This is a genomic window from Streptomyces sp. NPDC050485 (genome assembly GCF_044458185.1).
Classification (GTDB): Bacteria; Actinomycetota; Actinomycetes; order Streptomycetales; family Streptomycetaceae; genus Streptomyces.
In genome coordinates this window covers 212503-228688 of record NZ_JBITHR010000005.1, presented here as the reverse complement: position 1 = coordinate 228688, position 16186 = coordinate 212503, and the positions used below count along the sequence as shown (strand labels likewise).

Here is a 16186-nt window from a genome sequence, read left to right as displayed (position 1 = left end):
TTCCTGCACCCCGTTAGACTCGACCTTTGGCGCGTTTGTGTCCGCGCGCTATCGCGGTATCGCTGTCGCGGTCGCGGGGACCCCCAGCCAAGCCAATCGGAAGCACGGGAAGAGATGTCGGCACCCAATAAGTCGTACGACCCTGTTGAGGTCGAGGCGCTGAAACCGGAAGAGATCGAGCGCATGCGGGACGAGGCGCTCGCCGCCTTCGCGGCCGCCGGTGACCTCGAAGCGCTCGCCCAGGCGAAGACCGCGCACACCGGAGGCACCTCGCCCCTCTCGCTCGCCAACCGCGAGATCGGCGCCCTGCCGCCGCAGGCCAAGGCCGCCGCCGGCAAGCTCGTGGGCATGGCCCGCGGCGCCGTCTCCAAGGCCCTGGCCGTCCGCCAGGCCGAGCTGGAGGACGAGCGGGACGCCCGCGTCCTGGTCGAGGAGGCGGTGGACGTCACGCTGCCGTACGACCGGGTACCGGCCGGCGCCCGCCACCCGCTGACCACGCTCTCCGAGCGCATCGAGGACGTCTTCGTGGCCATGGGCTACGAGGTCGCCGAGGGCCCGCAGGCCGAGGCCGAGTGGTTCACCTTCGACGCGCTCAACATCGGCCCGGACCACCCGGCCCGCACCGAGCACGACACGTTCTTCGTGCAGGGACCGGACCGCTCGGCCAACTCCGGCGTCGTGCTGCGCACGCACACCTCGCCCGTGCAGATCCGCTCGATGCTCGACCGCGAGCCGCCGGTGTACGTGATCTGCCCCGGCCGGGTCTACCGCACCGACGAACTCGACGCCACGCACAGCCCGGTCTTCCACCAGGTCGAGCTGCTCGCCGTGGACGAGGGCCTCACCATGGCCGACCTCAAGGGCACCCTCGACCACATGGTCAAGGCGCTCTTCGGCGAGGACATGACGACCCGGCTGCGGCCGAACTTCTTCCCCTTCACCGAGCCGTCCGCCGAGATGGACATGGTCTGCTACGTCTGCCGCGGCGAGTCCGTCGGCAACCCGGACCGGCCCTGCCGCACCTGCTCCTCCGAGGGCTGGATCGAGCTCGGCGGCTGCGGCATGGTCAACCCGAAGGTGCTCACCGCCTGCGGAGTGGACCCCGAGAAGTACAGCGGATTCGCCTTCGGCTTCGGCATCGAACGAATGCTGATGTTCCGCCACAACGTCGAAGACATGCGAGACATGGTCGAGGGTGACGTCCGGTTCACCCGGCCGTTCGGGATGGAGATCTGATGCGGGTCCCGCTTTCTTGGCTGCGGGAGTACGTCGACCTGCCGGCCACCGAGACCGGCCGCGACGTGCAGGCCAAGCTCGTTGACGCCGGCCTGGAGGTCGAGACCGTCGAGCAGCTCGGCTCCGGGCTCAAGGGCCCCCTGGTCGTCGGCAAGGTCCTCACCATCGAGGAGCTGGACGGCTTCAAGAAGCCCATCCGCTTCTGCACCGTCGACGTCGGCATGGCCAACGGCACCGGCGAGCCCCAGGAGATCGTCTGCGGCGCCCGCAACTTCGCGGTCGGCGACAAGGTCGTCGTGGTGCTGCCCGGCGCCGTGCTGCCCGGTGACTTCGCGATCGCCGCGCGCAAGACGTACGGCCGGACCTCGCACGGCATGATCTGCTCCGGCGACGAGCTCGGCATGGGCCCGGACACCACCGGCGGCATCATCGTGCTCCCCCCGGAGCACGAGGTCGGTACCGACGCCATCGCGCTGCTCGAACTCGTCGACGAGGTCCTCGACATCGCCGTCACCGCCAACCGCGGCGACTGCCTGTCGATGCGCGGTGTCGCCCGGGAGACCGCGATCGCCTACGGTCTGCCGCTGCGCGACCCGGCGCTGCTCGACGTGCCCGCGCCCAACTCGTACGGCTACCCGGTGAAGATCGCCGACCCGATCGGCTGCGACCGCTTCACCGCGCGCACCGTGACCGGCCTCGACCCCGAGGCGCGCTCCCCGATCTGGCTCCAGCGACGGCTGCAGAAGGCCGGGATGCGCCCGATCTCGCTCGCCGTCGACATCACCAACTACGTGATGATCGAGCTCGGCCAGCCGCTGCACGCCTACGACCGCACCCTGGTCGAGGGGCCCATCGGGGTCCGCCGCGCCGAGGCCGGCGAGCTCCTCACCACCCTCGACGGCGCCAAGCGCAAGCTCGACGCCGCCGACCTCGTCATCACCGACAGCCGGGGCCCCATCGGCCTCGCCGGTGTGATGGGCGGGGCCAACACCGAGATCGCCGACGCCGTCACGGACCCGGGGACCGGTGAGGTCAAGGGCACCACCGACGTCGTCATCGAGGCCGCGCACTTCGACGCGGTCGCCATCGCCCGCACCGCGCGCCGCCACAAGCTGTCCTCCGAGGCGTCCAAGCGCTTCGAGCGCGGGGTCGACCCGCAGGCCGCGGCGGCCGCCGCCCAGCGGACCGTCGACCTGCTCGTGCTGCTCGCGGGCGGCACGGCCGAGGCCGGCGTCACCGAGATCGTCTCGCCGTCCGCGCCGCGCAGCATCGCCATGCACGCTGACCACCCGGACCGCGTCGCGGGCATCGAGTACGGCCGCGAGACCGTCGTACGCCGCCTCCAGCAGGTCGGCTGCGACGCGTACGGGCAGGACGAGCTCGTCGTCACCGTGCCGTCCTGGCGCCCCGACCTCACCGAGCCGAACGACCTCGCCGAAGAGGTCATCCGGCTGGAGGGCTACGCCAACCTGCCCGCCACCCTGCCCAAGCCGCCCGCGGGACGCGGGCTGACCGAGCGGCAGCGCCTGCACCGCCGGGTCGGCCGCGCGCTCGCCGGGGCCGGGTACACCGAGGCGCCGAGCTACCCGTTCATCGCCGAGTCGGTCTTCGACCAGCTCGGGCTCGAAGCGGACGACCCGAACCGCCGTGCGGTGAAGCTGGTCAACCCGCTCAGCGACGAAGAGCCGGCGCTGCGCACCACGCTCCTGCCGGGGCTGCTCGCCGCGCTGCGCCGCAACGACGGCCGCGGCAGCCACGACCTGGCGCTCTTCGAGACGGGTCTGGTCTTCCACCCCTCGCCGACCCCTGGCACCGCCGCCCGGCTGCCCGTCGACCGCCGTCCCACCGACGAGGAGATCGCCGGCCTTGACGCCGTGCTGCCGGTGCAGCCGCGGCACGCCGCCGTCGTCGTCGCCGGTGCCCGCGAGCAGGCCGGCTGGTGGGGCAAGGGCCGCCCGGCGGAGTGGGCCGACGCGGTCGAGGCCGCCCGGACCGTGGCCCGCGAGGCGGGGCTCGAACTCGCCGTGGACCAGGGCCGGTACGGCCCCTGGCACCCGGGCCGCTGCGCCGAGCTGTATGTGTTCCCCGAGGGTGTGAAGACCCTCGTCGGGCACGCCGGCGAGCTGCACCCGCGCGTCGTGAAGGCGTTCGGTCTGCCCGCCCGCACCTGCGCCATGGAGCTCGACCTGGACCTCCTTGAGCGGGCCGGCGAGGGCACCGTGCAGGCGCCGAAGATCTCCGCCTTCCCGGTGGCCACCCAGGACGTGGCGCTCGTCGTCGACGCGGACGTCCCGGCCGCCGCGGTGGAGAACTCGCTGCGCATGGGCGCCGGTGAACTCCTGGAGTCCATCCGCCTGTTCGACGTCTACAGCGGCGAGCAGGTCGGCGAGGGCAAGAAGTCCCTGGCGTACGCGCTGCGGTTCCGCGCCGCCGACCGCACCCTGACCGTCGAGGAGGCCTCGGCCGCCCGCGACGCGGCGGTGGCCCTCGCCGGCGAGCGCATGGGCGCGGTGCTGCGCGGGGCGTAGCTCCAGCGGGATCCGCCGACAGGGGCGCACCGGGACTCCCGGTGCGCCCCTGTCGTGTGTGTCCGGAACGAGCCGATCCCTCTCACTCGTTCGGGTGGAAATCCGGTCGAACCGCTCAAGAAAGTACGGACGATCGACAGAATCAATCCGGCCGTGCGGGCCGGCCCCGGCCATGACCCACCGGACACTCCCCAGGGGGGCCGACGGCATGATCCGTACACCGGGATGGACCTGGGCCTGTGCCACCGCCCTCCGCTCCCGGCGGGCCCTCGCCCTCCTCCTCCCGGCCTGCTGGCTCGTCCTGGTGATCGCCTGGGAACTGACCTGTCCGCTGGCCGGCGAGGACGGCATGGGCCTGCGGGTCGCCACCTGCCTCGCCTTCCTGGTCGCCGTCCTCTGGCTCGCCAACGCGGTACGGAGCGCGGCGGCCGGGGAGTTGCGGCGGATCCGGCAGATCGCCGAGATCACCCAGCGGGTGCTGCTGAGGCCGCCGCCCCCGCGGCTCGACGGGTTCGCGCTCGCCGCCGGCCAGCTCTCCGCCAGCCGTGGGGCCTCGGTCGGGGGCGACCTGTACGAGGTGATGTCCACCCCGTACGGGGTGCGCGTCGTGATGGGCGATGTGCGCGGCCACGGACTCGGGGCGATCGGCGCGGTCGCCGCCGTCCTCGGCAGCTTCCGCGAGGCCGCTCACGACGAGCCCCAACTCGCGGGCGTGCTGCGGAGGTTGGACCGGACGCTGGCCCGGCATCTGCGGGAGCGCTGCCGCGGTGAGCATCCGGCGGCGGGCGGCGGCGAGCCGGAGAGTCCGCTCGCCGAGGAGTTCGTCACCGTACTGCTCCTGGAGATCGCTCCCAGCGGCGATGTGTACGCCCTCAACTGCGGTCATCCCTGGCCCCATCGGCTCAGCCGCGGCGCCGAGCCCCTCACGCCCGGCGACCCGCTGCCGCCGCTCGGCCCCTTTCCGCTCCCGGCCGAACTGCCGCTGCTGCGCTGCACCCGGCTGCTGCCCGGCGAGGCGCTCTGCCTGCACACCGACGGCGCCGAGGACGCCCGGGACGCCGCCGGGCGCTTCTTCGCGCTGCGCGAGGCGCTCGCCACCGCGGCCCGCCCCTCGCCGGTGTCGCCCCGGCGGGTGGTGGACGAGGTGCAGCGCGCGCTGCTGCGCCACACCGGCGGGCGGCTCTCGGACGATGTGGCCCTCCTGGTTCTGCGCAACGACCGGGTCCGGGTGCCCGTCCAGTCAACGGGCGGCGAGGCGGCCCGGGTCGGCCAGTGAAGTGGGGCGCCGTCGCCCTGCCGGGAGTGCCGGGCAGCGCGGACAGGGCGGACGGCGCCGGGTGCGGGCCGCCGCACTGTACGAGGGGGAGCCGGCGGCCCGGCCGCCTCAATAAGGAGGCGGTTCCGAGTCAATCGACTGGGGGCGCTCAGGGGCAGAGAGCGCAGCGCATAAATGCGGGTACTCGGTTCACACCCCGTGTGAACCGGGCTCCACTACGCTGGCCGGACCGAGCCAACGGAGGGCCTCATGCAGCCCAATACCCTGCTCGACGCGCTGGTGGACGAGGCGGGGATCTCGCACGCCGGGCTCGCGGCCCGGGTGAACCAGGCGGGCCGGGCCAGAGGCCTCGTACTCAGATACGAACACACCGCGGTGGCCCGGTGGTTGAAGGGCCAGCGCCCGCGCGGCCAGGTGCCCGACCTCATCTGCGAGGTGCTCGCGGGCCGGCTGCGCCGCCGGGTCACCCTCGACGACGTGGGCCTCGGAGTGCCGGGGGAGCCGGTCCCCGCGCACGGCTCGCCGCTCGCCGGCTTCGTGGAGCGGGCGACCGCCCTGTGGCGCTCGGACGAACAGCAGCGCACGCACATACTCGACGCCCCGGCCGTCACCGGCACCCCGGCCGTCATGCCCGTGTGGGAGTGGGAGAACCCGCCGGAGGACACCGATGTGTCCCGCAACGGCCAGACCGCGGTGGGCGAGTCGGACATCGAGATGCTGCGGGCGGCGCGCGAGCACTACGAGCTGATGTACCGCAAGGCGGGCGGCATCGCGACCCGCTCCCGCATCGTCGGCTTCCTCAACGCCGAGACCGCCCCCTTACTGCGCGGCGGCTACACGGACGCCACCGGACGCCAACTCCACCGCGCCACCGGGGGGTTGGTGGCCATCGCGGGGATCTGCGCCTACGACTCCAACGCCCAGGGGCTCGCCCAGCGCTACTTCCACCAGGCGCTGCGGCTGGCAAAGGCCAGCGGGGACCGCGGACTTGGGGCGTACGTCATCGCGCTGCTCGTCAACCAGTCGCTGTTCATGCGGGACCACCGCCAGGCGGTCGCCTTCGCGGAGGCGGCCCTGCGGGCGGCGGGCGGCCGGCTGAGCCCGGCGCTCGCGGCCGATCTGCACGCCATGCAGGCCAAGGCGTACGCGCATCTGGGAGACGGGCAGAGCGCGCTGTCCTCGATCCGGAGCGCCGAGTCGGCGGCCGGGCGGATCAGGCCGGGCCAGGAGCCGGCCGAGACCGGCTACGTCCAGCCGGGCCTGGTCAACGTCCAGGTGGCGGAGGCGCTGCTCAGCCTCGGCGATCTGACGGCCGCGCGCGAGCAGGCGGCGCTGGCGGCCGACGAGCCCTCCCACGACAGGGGCAGGGTGCACCGCCTTGCGATGCTCGCGCAGATCGAGCTGCGACAGGGCGACGCGGACCGGGCCGTGGCCACCGCGGTCGAAATGGCGGAGCGGGCCCGGGGGATGGAGTCGCAGCGATTGCGTGACCGGCTGCGCCTGGTGCGCGAGCACCTGGTCGAGAGCGGTTGCGCCGGCGCCGAGGAAGCCGCCGAGCTGATCGACGGGGCGCTTCGAGTTCCGCTCTGACCGTCAGCCTGCTGCGATATTGCCATCTACTTGTCGGAAGGTGGCAGAAACGTGCAGTGGACGAACCTGAGCGAACAAACTGTGTATGAAAATCGCTGGTTTCGGGTCAACCTCGCGGACGTGGAGCTCCCGGACGGGCGGCACCTGGACCACTTCCTGATCCGGCTGCGGGCGGTCGCCGTGGCAACGGTCGTCAACGAGGCCAACGAGGTGCTGCTGCTCTGGCGGCACCGCTTCATCACCGACAGCTGGGGCTGGGAGCTGGCCGCCGGAGTCGTCGAGGACGGCGAGGACGTCGAAGCCGCCGCCGCCCGCGAAATGGAGGAGGAGACCGGCTGGCGGCCGGGGCCGCTCAAGCACCTGCTCACCGTCGAGCCCGCCAACGGGCTGATCGACGCCCGGCACCATCTGTTCTGGTCCGAGTCGGCCGAGTACACCGGCCATCCAAAGGACGACTTCGAGTCGTCCCGACGCGAGTGGATACCGCTCAAGCTGGTGCCCGACATGGTCGCCCGGGGGGAGGTCCCGGCCGCCAACATGGCGGCCGGCCTCCTGCTCCTGCACCATCTGCGGCTCGCCGACGGCTGACCGCCCGGCGCTAGTGCCCGAGGGCCTGCCACACGGCGAGCGAGAGTGCGCCGACGGCGCTCAGCACGGTGACGGCGGGGAGCGGCCACCTCAGGTGTTCGAGGGCCGCCACCCGTTCCACCAGATCGGTCAGTTCATGCTCGGTCTGCTCGCCCCGCTGGGCGAGCAGCGCGTGCTGCCCGTCCATGCGGGTCAGGCCGACGTCCAAGCAGCGGCGTAACTCCGCGAGTTCGTCGACGGTCGTCGGATGTCCCGGGTCCCTGGACACGGCGTGGCTCCTTAAGTCCTGCTCCGGACGTGCCATTGATGTGTTGGCTTCGAGTCAACTAGCCGTGTTCCAGGGACGGGAGCGTGTGCGATGGGCATATGCGGGCTCGGTCCGCACACCCGGTGTGCGCGGAACGAGCCCGGCCCACGCCTTTCGGACGTACACCTGCGGAGCAGACGTACGCCGCTCTACTCAGGCGTACGAGTAGAAACCGGACCCGGTCTTGCGGCCGAGGCGGCCCGCGTCCACCATGCGCTGGAGCAGCGGGGGAGCGGCGTACAGCGGCTCCTTGAACTCGTCGTACATCGAGTCCGCGACCGAGGCGACCGTGTCCAGGCCGATGAGGTCGGAGAGCTTCAGCGGGCCCATCGGGTGGGCGCAGCCCAGCTCCATGCCGTTGTCGATGTCCTCACGGCTCGCGATGCCCGACTCGAACATCCGGATCGCCGAGAGCAGATACGGGATGAGCAGCGCGTTGACCACGAAGCCCGAACGGTCCTGGGCGCGGATCGCGTGCTTGCCGAGCACCTTCTCGACCAGGGCCTGCGCCCGGCTGATGGTGCCCTCGGAGGTGGTGAGCGCGGGAATCAGCTCGACCAGCTTCTGCACCGGGGCCGGGTTGAAGAAGTGGATGCCGATGACCTGGTCGGGACGCGAGGTCGCGACCGCGAGCTTCACCAGCGGGATGGAGGAGGTGTTGGAGGCCAAGATCGCGTCCGGGCGGGTCACCACCTGGTCGAGGATCTGGAAGATCTCCGTCTTGACCTGCTCGTTCTCCACGACGGCCTCGATCACGAGATCGCGGTCGGCGAACTCGCCGAGGTCGGTGGTGAAGCTCAGCCGGCCGAGCGTCGCGTCGCGCTCCTCCTCGGTGATCTTGCCGCGTTCGGCGGCCTTCGAGAGGGAGTTGTGGAGCCGGGTGCGGCCGATCTCCAGGGCCTCGCCGGTGGTCTCGGCGACCATGACGTCCAGGCCGCTGCGCGCGCACACCTCCGCGATGCCCGCGCCCATCTGGCCACAGCCCACAATTCCGACGCGTTCGATGTCGGTCACATCGTGCCTTTCGCTCTACTGCGGTCCCCGGCGGGTCCCCCGTGTGATTCCGGCGCCCGCCTTCGGCCCTTGACGTTACTCCGGACGCGCGAGGGCATGAGGGGCCGGGGCGGGCATGCCGTCCGGTACACCTGGGTCATCCGACCGGAGCGAGGGGTGTCAACGTGGGACGAATCACTCGGCGGGGCTTTGTGGCGGGCACGGCGGGAGCGCTGAGCGGGCTGATCACAGCCGGTGGGGCGCTTGCCGCGGACCGGGACGAAAGCCTCGAAACCGCCGTGCGGGCGGTGGCCGAGGCCAGGGGAGCGGCGCGGGAGTTCCGCGGCGTCTGGCTGGCGACGGCCGCCAACCGCGACTGGCCCACCAGGCCCGGCCTCGGCGCCGCGGCCCAGCGCGCCGAACTCCTGGCCCACCTCGACAAGGCGGTCGAGCGGCGGCTCACCGCGGTGGTCCTCCAGGTCCGCCCGACCGCCGACGCGTTCTGGCCGTCCCGGTACGAGCCCTGGTCCGAATGCCTCACCGGAGTGCAGGGCGAGGACCCCGGCTGGGACCCGCTGGGCACCGCCGTGGCCGAGGCGCACCGGCGCGGCCTCGAACTGCACGCCTGGTTCAACCCGTACCGGGTCGCCCACCACACCGATCCGGCACGGCTGGCCCCGACGCACCCCGCGCGCGTCCACCCCGACTGGGTCGTCCCGTACGGCGGGAAGCTCTACTACAACCCGGGCCTGCCCGAGGTCCGCCGCTTCGTCCAGGACGCCATGCTGGACGCCGTACGCCGCTACGACATCGACGGCGTGCACTGGGATGACTACTTCTACCCCTATCCGGTGGCGGACCAGAGCTTCGACGACGACGAGGCCTACGAGCGGTACGGGTCCGCCTTCCCGGACCGCGACGCGTGGCGGCGCGACAACATCGACCTGCTGGTGCGCGAGACCGCCGCCCGGATCAAGAAGATCAACGGCCGGGTGCGGTTCGGGATCAGCCCGTTCGGGGTGTGGCGCAACGCGGCGAGCGACGATCGCGGCTCCGCGACCCGGTCCGGCGTGGCGACCTACGACGATCTGCACGCCGACACCCGCACCTGGGTGCGCGAGGGTCTGCTGGACTACATCTGCCCGCAGCTCTACTGGAACATCGGATTCGAGGCGGCCGATTACGCCGTTCTGGTGCCCTGGTGGGACGCGGTGGCCCGGGGCACCGGCGTCGACCTGTACATCGGGGAGGCGCTGTACAAGGCCGGAGATCCGGCGCAGCCCGAAGCCTGGCAGGACCCGGCGGAACTGTCCCGCCACCTGACCCTGGCGCAGCGGTACCCCGCGGTGCGCGGCCACTGCTTCTTCGCCGCGCAGGAGGTCACCCAGGACCGCACCGGAGCCATGGCCCGCGTCGTCGCCGACCACTACCCGGCCCGGGCCCGCTGAGGGGCCCGCGGCCTGCGCCGCTACGCGTCCTCGGCGATGTGCCGCACCACGGTGTCCGGGCCCGGCGACATCAGGGTTTCGTGCCCGTCCTCGAACCGCACGCGGAACGGGGGAGTTCCGTCGGGACCCAGCACTTCGATGACCTCGGCCTGCCGGTCGTGCTGGCCGACGGTCCTGCCGTGTACAAGGATTCGGTCGCCCACGCTTGCTCGCATGCGGCCAGTCTAGGACGGCACACGGAACTCGCCACCGCTCAGGATCTGGCCCGCTGGGTCACCGCGATGCACACCAGTACCCCGGCGGCGGCCAGCGGGGCGGCCGGGGACAGGTGCTCGCCGAGCAGCAGCACCGACCAGATGAGGGTGAGCAGCGGCTGGGTCAATTGGAGCTGGCTGGCCTTCGGCACGCCGATCGCGGCCAGGCCGCGGTACCAGACGTAGAGGCCGAAGAAGTTGGAGCCCACGGCCACCCAGAGCAGCCCGGTCACACCGTGCGCGGTGAGCCGCCAGGGCTCGTACGCGAGCGCCACCGCGGCCCCGGCCAGGGCGAGCGGCAGACACAGCACCAGCGCCCAGCCGACCACCTGCCAGCCCGGCATGACCGCGGCCAGCCTGCCGCCCTCGACGTACGCGGCCGCGCAGACGAGCAGCGCCGCGAACAGGTACACATCGCCGGTGGACAGGGCGCCGCCGCTCTGCTGCACCGTGAACGCGGCCACTACCGCGGCCCCGGCCAGCGAGGCCAGCCAGAACGCCCGCGACGGCCGCCGCCGGGTGCGCACCGCGCCCAGCGCCGCCGTGGCCAGCGGCAGCAGCCCGATCACCACGGCGGCGTGCGAGGTCGTGGAGGTCTGCAAGGCGATCGTCGTGAGCAGCGGGAACCCGACCAGTGAGCCGCCCGCGACGATGGCGAGGCCGGGCCAGTGCGACCGGTCGGGGAACGGCACCCGGCGGCCGGCCAGCAGCGCGCCGGCGATCAGCGCGGACAGTGCGATCCGGAGCGACACCAGCGACCAGGGCCCGAAGCTCTCCAGGCCCCAGGCGGTGGCCGGGAAGGTCAGCGAGAAAGAAACCACGCCGAGCGCGGCGAGAACCGTCCCGCGCGGCAGGGCGGGGCTGTCGGCCCGGCTGACCGCTATCGACGTAAGGGGAGTAGCGCTATCCTGTGCTGTCATGCATGAGCGTAGCAGTGTGGCGGAATTGGCAGAATCCCTGCGGGCCGAGCTCGGCCGCTACTCAGTGGGCGGAAAGCTCCCGTCGAGCCGGGCCCTGGTCGAGCGCTACCGGGTTTCCCCGGTGACGGTCTCGCGCGCGCTCGCCCGGCTCGTCGCAGAGGGCCTGGTCGTCACCCGCCCCGGCGCGGGCGCCTACCGCGCCGAGCCGCGCACGGTCACCGCGCGCGCCGGTGACACCTCCTGGCAGGAGGTCGCCCTCAGCGCCGACGGCGCCACCGATCCGGCCCCCCGCGCGGTCGACGCGGGCGGCGTCCTGGCCACCCTCACCGCGCCGCCGACCGGCGTCATCGACTTCAGCGGCGGCTATCTCGACCCCGGGCTGCGGCCCGAGCAGGCCATGGCCGCCGCCCTCGCCCGGGCCGGCCGCCGCCCCGGCGCCTGGGGCCGGCCGCCCGTCGACGGCCTCACCGAGCTGCGCGAATGGTTCGCTCGCGAGATCGGCGGCACCGTCACCGCCGCCGACGTCCTGGTCACCGCGGGCGGCCAGACCGCGCTGACCACCACCCTGCGCGCGCTCGCCGCGCCCGGCGCTCCCGTCCTGGTCGAATCACCCACCTATCCCGGCATGCTGGCCATCGCCCGAGCCGCGGGCCTGCGCCCCGTGCCGGTGCCGGTCGACGCCGACGGAGTGCGCCCCGAACTCCTCTCCCGGGCCTTCCGGGCCACCGGCGCCCGCGTGTTCGTCTGCCAGCCCCTCTTCCAGAACCCGACCGGCGCCCTCCTCGCCCCGGACCGCGGCCGCGAAGTGGTCCGCATCGCGCACTCCTTCGGCGCGTTCGTCGTGGAGGACGACTTCGGCCGCCGGATCGTCCACGAGGACGCGCCGCCGCTGCCCGCCCCGCTCGCCGCCGACGATCCCGACGGTGTCGTCGTCCACGTCTCCTCCCTCACCAAGGCGACCTCACCGAGCCTGCGGGTCGGCGCGCTCGCCGCCCGCGGGCCCGTACGGGAACGGCTGCGCGCCATCCAGGTCGTCGACTCGTTCTTCGTCCCGCGCCCGCTGCAGGAGACTGCCCTCGAACTCGTCGGCTCCCCGGCCTGGAGCCGCCATCTGCGCGCCGTCTCCGCCGAGTTGACGGCACGCCGGGACACCCTGGCCGCCGCCGTCCTGCACCACCTCCCCGAACTCGCCCTGCCCCACGTCCCGTCCGGCGGCTACCACCTCTGGCTCCGCCTGCCCGACGGCGCCCCCGAGCCCGCCTTCCTCTCCGCCGCCCTGCGTGCGGGCGTCGCCGTGACCCCCGGCCGCCCCTACTTCAGCGCCGAACCCCCGGCCGCCCACATCCGCCTCAGCTTCGCGGGCGTGACGGGCCGCACGGAGATCACCGAGGGGGTACGCAGGCTGCGCACGGCGCTGGACGAAGTGCTGGGTCAGCCGGACCCCGTACCACCAGGACAGCGTGGCATCCGCCACTGACAATCGGGCCGACGCCTGCGACGCTCCCGGTATGAGCGATGTGATCTTCCGTGAGTACGTGATCTCCAGCGACCCCGCGCGGCTCGATGCGGCCCGGGTCCACCACTGGCTCTCCACCGACGCCTACTGGGCGCTCGGCCGCAGCCGTGCGAAGCAGGACGCCGCCATCGCCGGATCCCTCAACTTCGGCGCGTACGACCGGACTTCGGGCGAGCAGCTCGGCTATGCGCGGATCGTCACCGACCACGCCACCTTCGCCTGGCTCTGCGATGTGTACGTCGACCCCGCCGCGCGCGGCAAGGGGCTCGGCACCGCGCTGGTGAGCGCCGTCCGGGACCACCTGGAGCCCGCCGGGCTGCGCCGGATCCTGCTCGCCACGGCGGACGCCCACGGCGTCTACGAGAAGATCGGTTTCCGGACGCTGGAGACGACGGACAAGTGGATGGCGCTGGGCGTTCAGTAGCCCCTCGCCACCCGCTTCCCCCGCTTTCGCCGAGGTCAGGCCAGCTCGCGGACGACCCGGGCCGGATTGCCGACCGCCAGGACGTTCGGCGGCAGGTCCCGCGTGACGACGGCGCCCGCGCCCACCACCGTGCTGGCGCCGATCGTCACGCCGGGGCAGACGATCACCCCGCCGCCCAGCCACACGTTGTCCCCGATGGTGACGGGCTCGGCCTTCTCCCAGCCCGCCCGTCGCCGCTCGGCGTCCAACTCGTGGGTGGGCGTGAGGAGTTGGACGTTCGGGCCGATCTGGACATCGGCGCCGACGGTGATCCGGCCGGTGTCGAGGAAGACGCCGCCGAAGTTCACGAACGTACCGGCACCGATGCTGATGTTGTAGCCGAAATCGCACTGGAACGGCGCTCTGATCCGTACGGATTCGGCCACCGAACCCAGTAGCTCCGCGAGGATCTTGTGCCGGTCGGCGGGCGGTGCCGCCGCGGCCGCGTTGTAGGCGGCGCACAGTTCGACGCGGCGCTGGGTGTCGTCGCGTAGTTCGGGGTCGTCGGGGACGTACCACTCCCCGGCCAGCATCAGCCGCTTGTTCTCACCCACGGGGGGTCCTCCCAGCTCGGTTGCCCGGAACACATCGGATCGGTGGCGGACGGCCAGCCGGCCCGGGCGCAGCTCGACGGCTGCGGCCACTGGATCCGGCAGGAGCGGCCGGAGGACGTCAACCGCATACTGACCGACTGGCTCGGCCAGTTGTAGCCGATCGGGCGAACGGCCGCTCTCCGGTACCGATACAGGCCGGAATCTGTCCTGTACCCGTCCTAACGTGCCTGCCATGGCAACCTACGTACTTCTCCCCGGCTTCTGGCTCGGGGCCTGGGCCTGGCGCTCCGTCACCGACGAGCTGCGCGGTCGTGGCCACGACGTACATCCGCTGAGCCTGACCGGGATGGGCGAGCGGGTTCACCTCGCCGGGCCCGAGACCGGCCTGGAAACGCACATCACCGACGTACTCAACCTGATCCGCTACGAAGACCTGCACGACGTGGTGCTGGTCGGGCACAGCTACGCCGGTGCGGTCGTGGTCCCGGGCGTCGCGGACCGGATGCCGGAGCGCATCGCCCGGCTGGTGTTCATCGACAGCGGACCGCTGCCGGACGGGATGTCCCAGGCGCAGTTCACCCCGCCCGAGGAGCAGGCCCGCAACGCCGAGCTGGTCCGCACAGTGGGCCACGGTTGGCAGCTGCCGCCCCCGCCGTGGGAACAGCTGGCCTCCGGGGTGCCCGACCTGCCGGCCGGCACGGTCGAGCGGCTGACGCGGCTGGCGGTGCCGCAGCCGTGGGCCACCGCCACCACCCCGGCCCGGCTGACCGGGGCCTGGGAGAAGCTGCCCCGGCTGGCCGTGCCGTGCAGCTTCACGGCGGAGCAGATCCGCGCGATGGCCGCCACCGTCCCCGCGTTCCGGCACATGGCGGCCGAGGGCTGGGCTTACCGGGAACTGCCCGGCTGGCACTGGCCCATGTTCGACCGGACCGAGGCGCTGGCGACGATCCTGCACGAGGCGGCCTGACGGGCGGAACGGCGGTGACTCGGCGCTGCGGTCGGCTTCAACTGGCGGCAGCGCCGAACCAGGTCGGCTTCAACTGGCCGCAGCGCCGAACCACTTGGGCAGGTGGCCGAGCAGGTCCCGCTGGTCTTCGCCGACCCACACGACGTGGCCGTCCGGCCGCAGCAGCACGGCGGGTGCGTCCAGTTCCTCGCTGACGTCGACGACGTGGTCGACCCGGTCCGCCCAGCCCGTCACCGAGAGCTGCCCGCCGGTCTGGTCGAGCAGCAGTCCGCGGCCCCCGTGCATCAGCTCGTAGAGGCGCCCCTGCTCCTTCAGCCGCACGTCCCGCAGTCGCCGGCCGACCAGTTCGTGCCCCTCGTCCTCGCCGAAGTCGTAGCGGATGTCGACCGCGGTGACCATCCCGGTCACGCAGCGGTTCACCTCCTCGAAGTCCATCAGCTTGGAGAACAGCTCCCGCAGCGCGGTCGCACCCGGATCGGCGCCCATCAGCGTGATCTGCGCGCGGGCCCGGTCCAGCACGCGGCCGCCCACCGGGTGCCGTTCGGCGTGGTAGCTGTCCAACAGCCCCTCCGGAGCCCAGCCGTTGACCGCGGCGGCCAGCTTCCAGCCGAGGTTGAACGCGTCCTGCACACCGAGGTTGAGCCCCTGCCCGCCGACCGGCGGGTGGATGTGCGCCGCGTCGCCGGCCAGCAGCACCCGGCCGACCCGGTAGCGCTCGGCCTGCCGGGTGGCGTCGCCGAACCGGGACAGCCAGCGCGGCGAGTGCACGCCGAAGTCGGTGCCCGCGAACGCCCGCAGCTGCTGCTTGAACTCCTCCAGGGTCGGCGCGGTCGCACGGCCCGCGGCCACCCCGTCGGCGGGCACGATGACGCGGTACGTCCCGTCCCCGTTGGGGATGGTGCCGAAGTGCAGTTGGGTCTTGCGGACTTCCGCGACGACGGCGGCGACCGTTTCCTGATCCTCGGTCATCTCCATGTCGCCGAGCAGCGTCTCGACCTTGGCGGGCTCGCCGGGGAAACCGACGCCGAGCAGCTTGCGCACCGCACTGCGGCCGCCGTCACACCCGACGAGGTAGCGCGAGCGCAGCCGAGTCCCGTCTGCCAGCTCGACGGTCACCCCTGCCCCGGCGCCGTCCTCGGGCTGGCTCAGCCCGACCACCTCGCAGCCGCGCCGGATCTCGGCACCGAGTTCGAGGGCACGGGCGTTGAGCAGCCGCTCGGTGACCGGCTGCGGGACGGTGAGGCCGTACGGATGCGCCGTGTCCAACTGCTCCGGCCACGGCTTGTGGATGCCGCCGAAGAATCCGCCGACGCTGAACTTCTCACCGCTCGCGAGGAACCGGTCGAGCAGGCCGCGCTGGTCCATCACCTCGACGCTGCGCACGTGCAGGCCGCGCCCGCGGGTCTCCTTGGTCTGCTCGGCCTGCTTCTCCAGCACGACCACGTGCACGTCGTGCAGCCGCAACTCGGCGGCCAGCATCAAGCCGGTCGGTCCGCCGCCGACCACGATCACGTCAATCATCACAACGCCCCGTTCAATGAGATTG

The 16186-nt window shown here is 72.5% G+C and carries 15 protein-coding genes and 1 pseudogene; 10 read left to right on the top strand and 6 right to left on the bottom strand.

From position 1 onward, the window contains the following. The first annotated feature begins 114 nt into the window (after positions 1 to 114). The 5 genes from pheS (at position 115) to ACIBK6_RS12830 (ending at position 7218) form a co-directional block, all read left to right on the top strand. Positions 115 to 1236 carry a phenylalanine--tRNA ligase subunit alpha gene (pheS, locus tag ACIBK6_RS12850; RefSeq protein WP_399051225.1) on the top strand — a complete coding sequence of 374 codons (1122 nt, stop codon included), beginning with the start codon at positions 115 to 117 and terminating at the stop codon, positions 1234 to 1236. Beyond that, the gene (gene pheT / locus ACIBK6_RS12845; RefSeq protein WP_399051224.1) at positions 1236 to 3764 is read left to right on the top strand and encodes a phenylalanine--tRNA ligase subunit beta; all 2529 of its coding nucleotides are present in this window, start codon (positions 1236 to 1238) and stop codon (positions 3762 to 3764) included. The genes pheS and pheT overlap by 1 nt, the downstream gene beginning before the upstream one ends. A gap of 208 nt (positions 3765 to 3972) precedes the next feature. Continuing rightward, positions 3973 to 5040, top strand: coding sequence for a PP2C family protein-serine/threonine phosphatase (locus tag ACIBK6_RS12840; RefSeq protein ID WP_399051223.1), 1068 nt, complete (start codon positions 3973 to 3975; stop codon positions 5038 to 5040). A 249-nt stretch (positions 5041 to 5289) separates the two neighbouring features. Next, positions 5290 to 6630: a transcriptional regulator gene (locus tag ACIBK6_RS12835; RefSeq protein ID WP_399051222.1), complete on the top strand. Its 1341-nt coding sequence runs from the start codon at positions 5290 to 5292 to the stop codon at positions 6628 to 6630. A 51-nt stretch (positions 6631 to 6681) separates the two neighbouring features. Then, on the top strand, positions 6682 to 7218 hold the full coding sequence (locus tag ACIBK6_RS12830; protein ID WP_399051221.1) for an NUDIX domain-containing protein: 537 nt from the start codon (positions 6682 to 6684) through the stop codon (positions 7216 to 7218). A gap of 10 nt (positions 7219 to 7228) precedes the next feature. On the opposite strand, the gene ACIBK6_RS12825 is transcribed toward ACIBK6_RS12830, so the two are convergent. Further along, positions 7229 to 7486 carry a hypothetical protein gene (locus ACIBK6_RS12825; protein ID WP_399051220.1) on the bottom strand — a complete coding sequence of 86 codons (258 nt, stop codon included), beginning with the start codon at positions 7484 to 7486 and terminating at the stop codon, positions 7229 to 7231. 192 nt (positions 7487 to 7678) lie between these two features. Next, positions 7679 to 8539 carry a 3-hydroxybutyryl-CoA dehydrogenase gene (locus ACIBK6_RS12820; protein ID WP_399051219.1) on the bottom strand — a complete coding sequence of 287 codons (861 nt, stop codon included), beginning with the start codon at positions 8537 to 8539 and terminating at the stop codon, positions 7679 to 7681. 164 nt (positions 8540 to 8703) lie between these two features. Between ACIBK6_RS12820 and ACIBK6_RS12815 the strand changes: the two genes are divergently transcribed. Then, positions 8704 to 9966 (top strand): glycoside hydrolase family 10 protein, encoded by a 1263-nt coding sequence (locus ACIBK6_RS12815; RefSeq protein WP_399051218.1) that lies wholly within the window; start codon positions 8704 to 8706, stop codon positions 9964 to 9966. Positions 9967 to 9986: 20 nt separating this feature from the next. On the opposite strand, the gene ACIBK6_RS12810 is transcribed toward ACIBK6_RS12815, so the two are convergent. Both ACIBK6_RS12810 and ACIBK6_RS12805 read right to left on the bottom strand, forming a co-directional pair. Next, complete coding sequence (locus tag ACIBK6_RS12810; protein ID WP_399051217.1) at positions 9987 to 10181, bottom strand: DUF1918 domain-containing protein; 195 nt, start codon at positions 10179 to 10181, stop codon at positions 9987 to 9989. A gap of 38 nt (positions 10182 to 10219) precedes the next feature. Next, the gene (locus tag ACIBK6_RS12805; RefSeq protein WP_399051216.1) at positions 10220 to 11140 is read right to left on the bottom strand and encodes a DMT family transporter; all 921 of its coding nucleotides are present in this window, start codon (positions 11138 to 11140) and stop codon (positions 10220 to 10222) included. Here ACIBK6_RS12805 and ACIBK6_RS12800 point away from each other — a divergent pair. Together ACIBK6_RS12800 and ACIBK6_RS12795 are read left to right on the top strand one after the other, a co-directional pair. After that, positions 11139 to 12617 carry a PLP-dependent aminotransferase family protein gene (locus ACIBK6_RS12800; protein WP_399051215.1) on the top strand — a complete coding sequence of 493 codons (1479 nt, stop codon included), beginning with the start codon at positions 11139 to 11141 and terminating at the stop codon, positions 12615 to 12617. The two genes, ACIBK6_RS12805 and ACIBK6_RS12800, sit on opposite strands and share 2 nt — an antisense overlap. Positions 12618 to 12648: 31 nt before the next feature. Continuing rightward, complete coding sequence (locus ACIBK6_RS12795; protein ID WP_399051214.1) at positions 12649 to 13080, top strand: GNAT family N-acetyltransferase; 432 nt, start codon at positions 12649 to 12651, stop codon at positions 13078 to 13080. A gap of 35 nt (positions 13081 to 13115) precedes the next feature. Here ACIBK6_RS12795 and ACIBK6_RS12790 read toward each other — a convergent pair whose 3' ends face one another. Continuing rightward, positions 13116 to 13673 (bottom strand): sugar O-acetyltransferase, encoded by a 558-nt coding sequence (locus ACIBK6_RS12790; protein WP_399051213.1) that lies wholly within the window; start codon positions 13671 to 13673, stop codon positions 13116 to 13118. Positions 13674 to 13745: 72 nt separating this feature from the next. Between ACIBK6_RS12790 and ACIBK6_RS12785 the strand changes: the two are divergent. Continuing rightward, a pseudogene (locus ACIBK6_RS12785) lies at positions 13746 to 13829 on the top strand (alpha/beta fold hydrolase); the annotation flags it as partial. A 76-nt stretch (positions 13830 to 13905) separates the two neighbouring features. Beyond that, entirely contained in the window at positions 13906 to 14640 is a 735-nt protein-coding gene (locus ACIBK6_RS12780; RefSeq protein ID WP_399051212.1) for an alpha/beta fold hydrolase, read from the top strand. A gap of 69 nt (positions 14641 to 14709) precedes the next feature. Here ACIBK6_RS12780 and rox read toward each other — a convergent pair whose 3' ends face one another. After that, positions 14710 to 16161 carry a rifampin monooxygenase gene (gene rox, locus ACIBK6_RS12775; RefSeq protein ID WP_399051211.1) on the bottom strand — a complete coding sequence of 484 codons (1452 nt, stop codon included), beginning with the start codon at positions 16159 to 16161 and terminating at the stop codon, positions 14710 to 14712. Between the last annotated feature and the right edge of the window lie 25 nt (positions 16162 to 16186).

Coding starts and splice junctions, on each gene's coding strand:
- pheS (WP_399051225.1), top strand. CDS start 115: ATGTCGGCACCCAATAAGTCGTACGACCCTGTTGAGGTCGAGGCGCTG.
- pheT (WP_399051224.1), top strand. CDS start 1,236: ATGCGGGTCCCGCTTTCTTGGCTGCGGGAGTACGTCGACCTGCCGGCC.
- ACIBK6_RS12840 (WP_399051223.1), top strand. CDS start 3,973: ATGATCCGTACACCGGGATGGACCTGGGCCTGTGCCACCGCCCTCCGC.
- ACIBK6_RS12835 (WP_399051222.1), top strand. CDS start 5,290: ATGCAGCCCAATACCCTGCTCGACGCGCTGGTGGACGAGGCGGGGATC.
- ACIBK6_RS12810 (WP_399051217.1), bottom strand. CDS start 10,181: ATGCGAGCAAGCGTGGGCGACCGAATCCTTGTACACGGCAGGACCGTC.
- ACIBK6_RS12800 (WP_399051215.1), top strand. CDS start 11,139: ATGCATGAGCGTAGCAGTGTGGCGGAATTGGCAGAATCCCTGCGGGCC.
- ACIBK6_RS12805 (WP_399051216.1), bottom strand. CDS start 11,140: ATGACAGCACAGGATAGCGCTACTCCCCTTACGTCGATAGCGGTCAGC.
- ACIBK6_RS12795 (WP_399051214.1), top strand. CDS start 12,649: ATGAGCGATGTGATCTTCCGTGAGTACGTGATCTCCAGCGACCCCGCG.
- ACIBK6_RS12780 (WP_399051212.1), top strand. CDS start 13,906: ATGGCAACCTACGTACTTCTCCCCGGCTTCTGGCTCGGGGCCTGGGCC.
- rox (WP_399051211.1), bottom strand. CDS start 16,161: ATGATTGACGTGATCGTGGTCGGCGGCGGACCGACCGGCTTGATGCTG.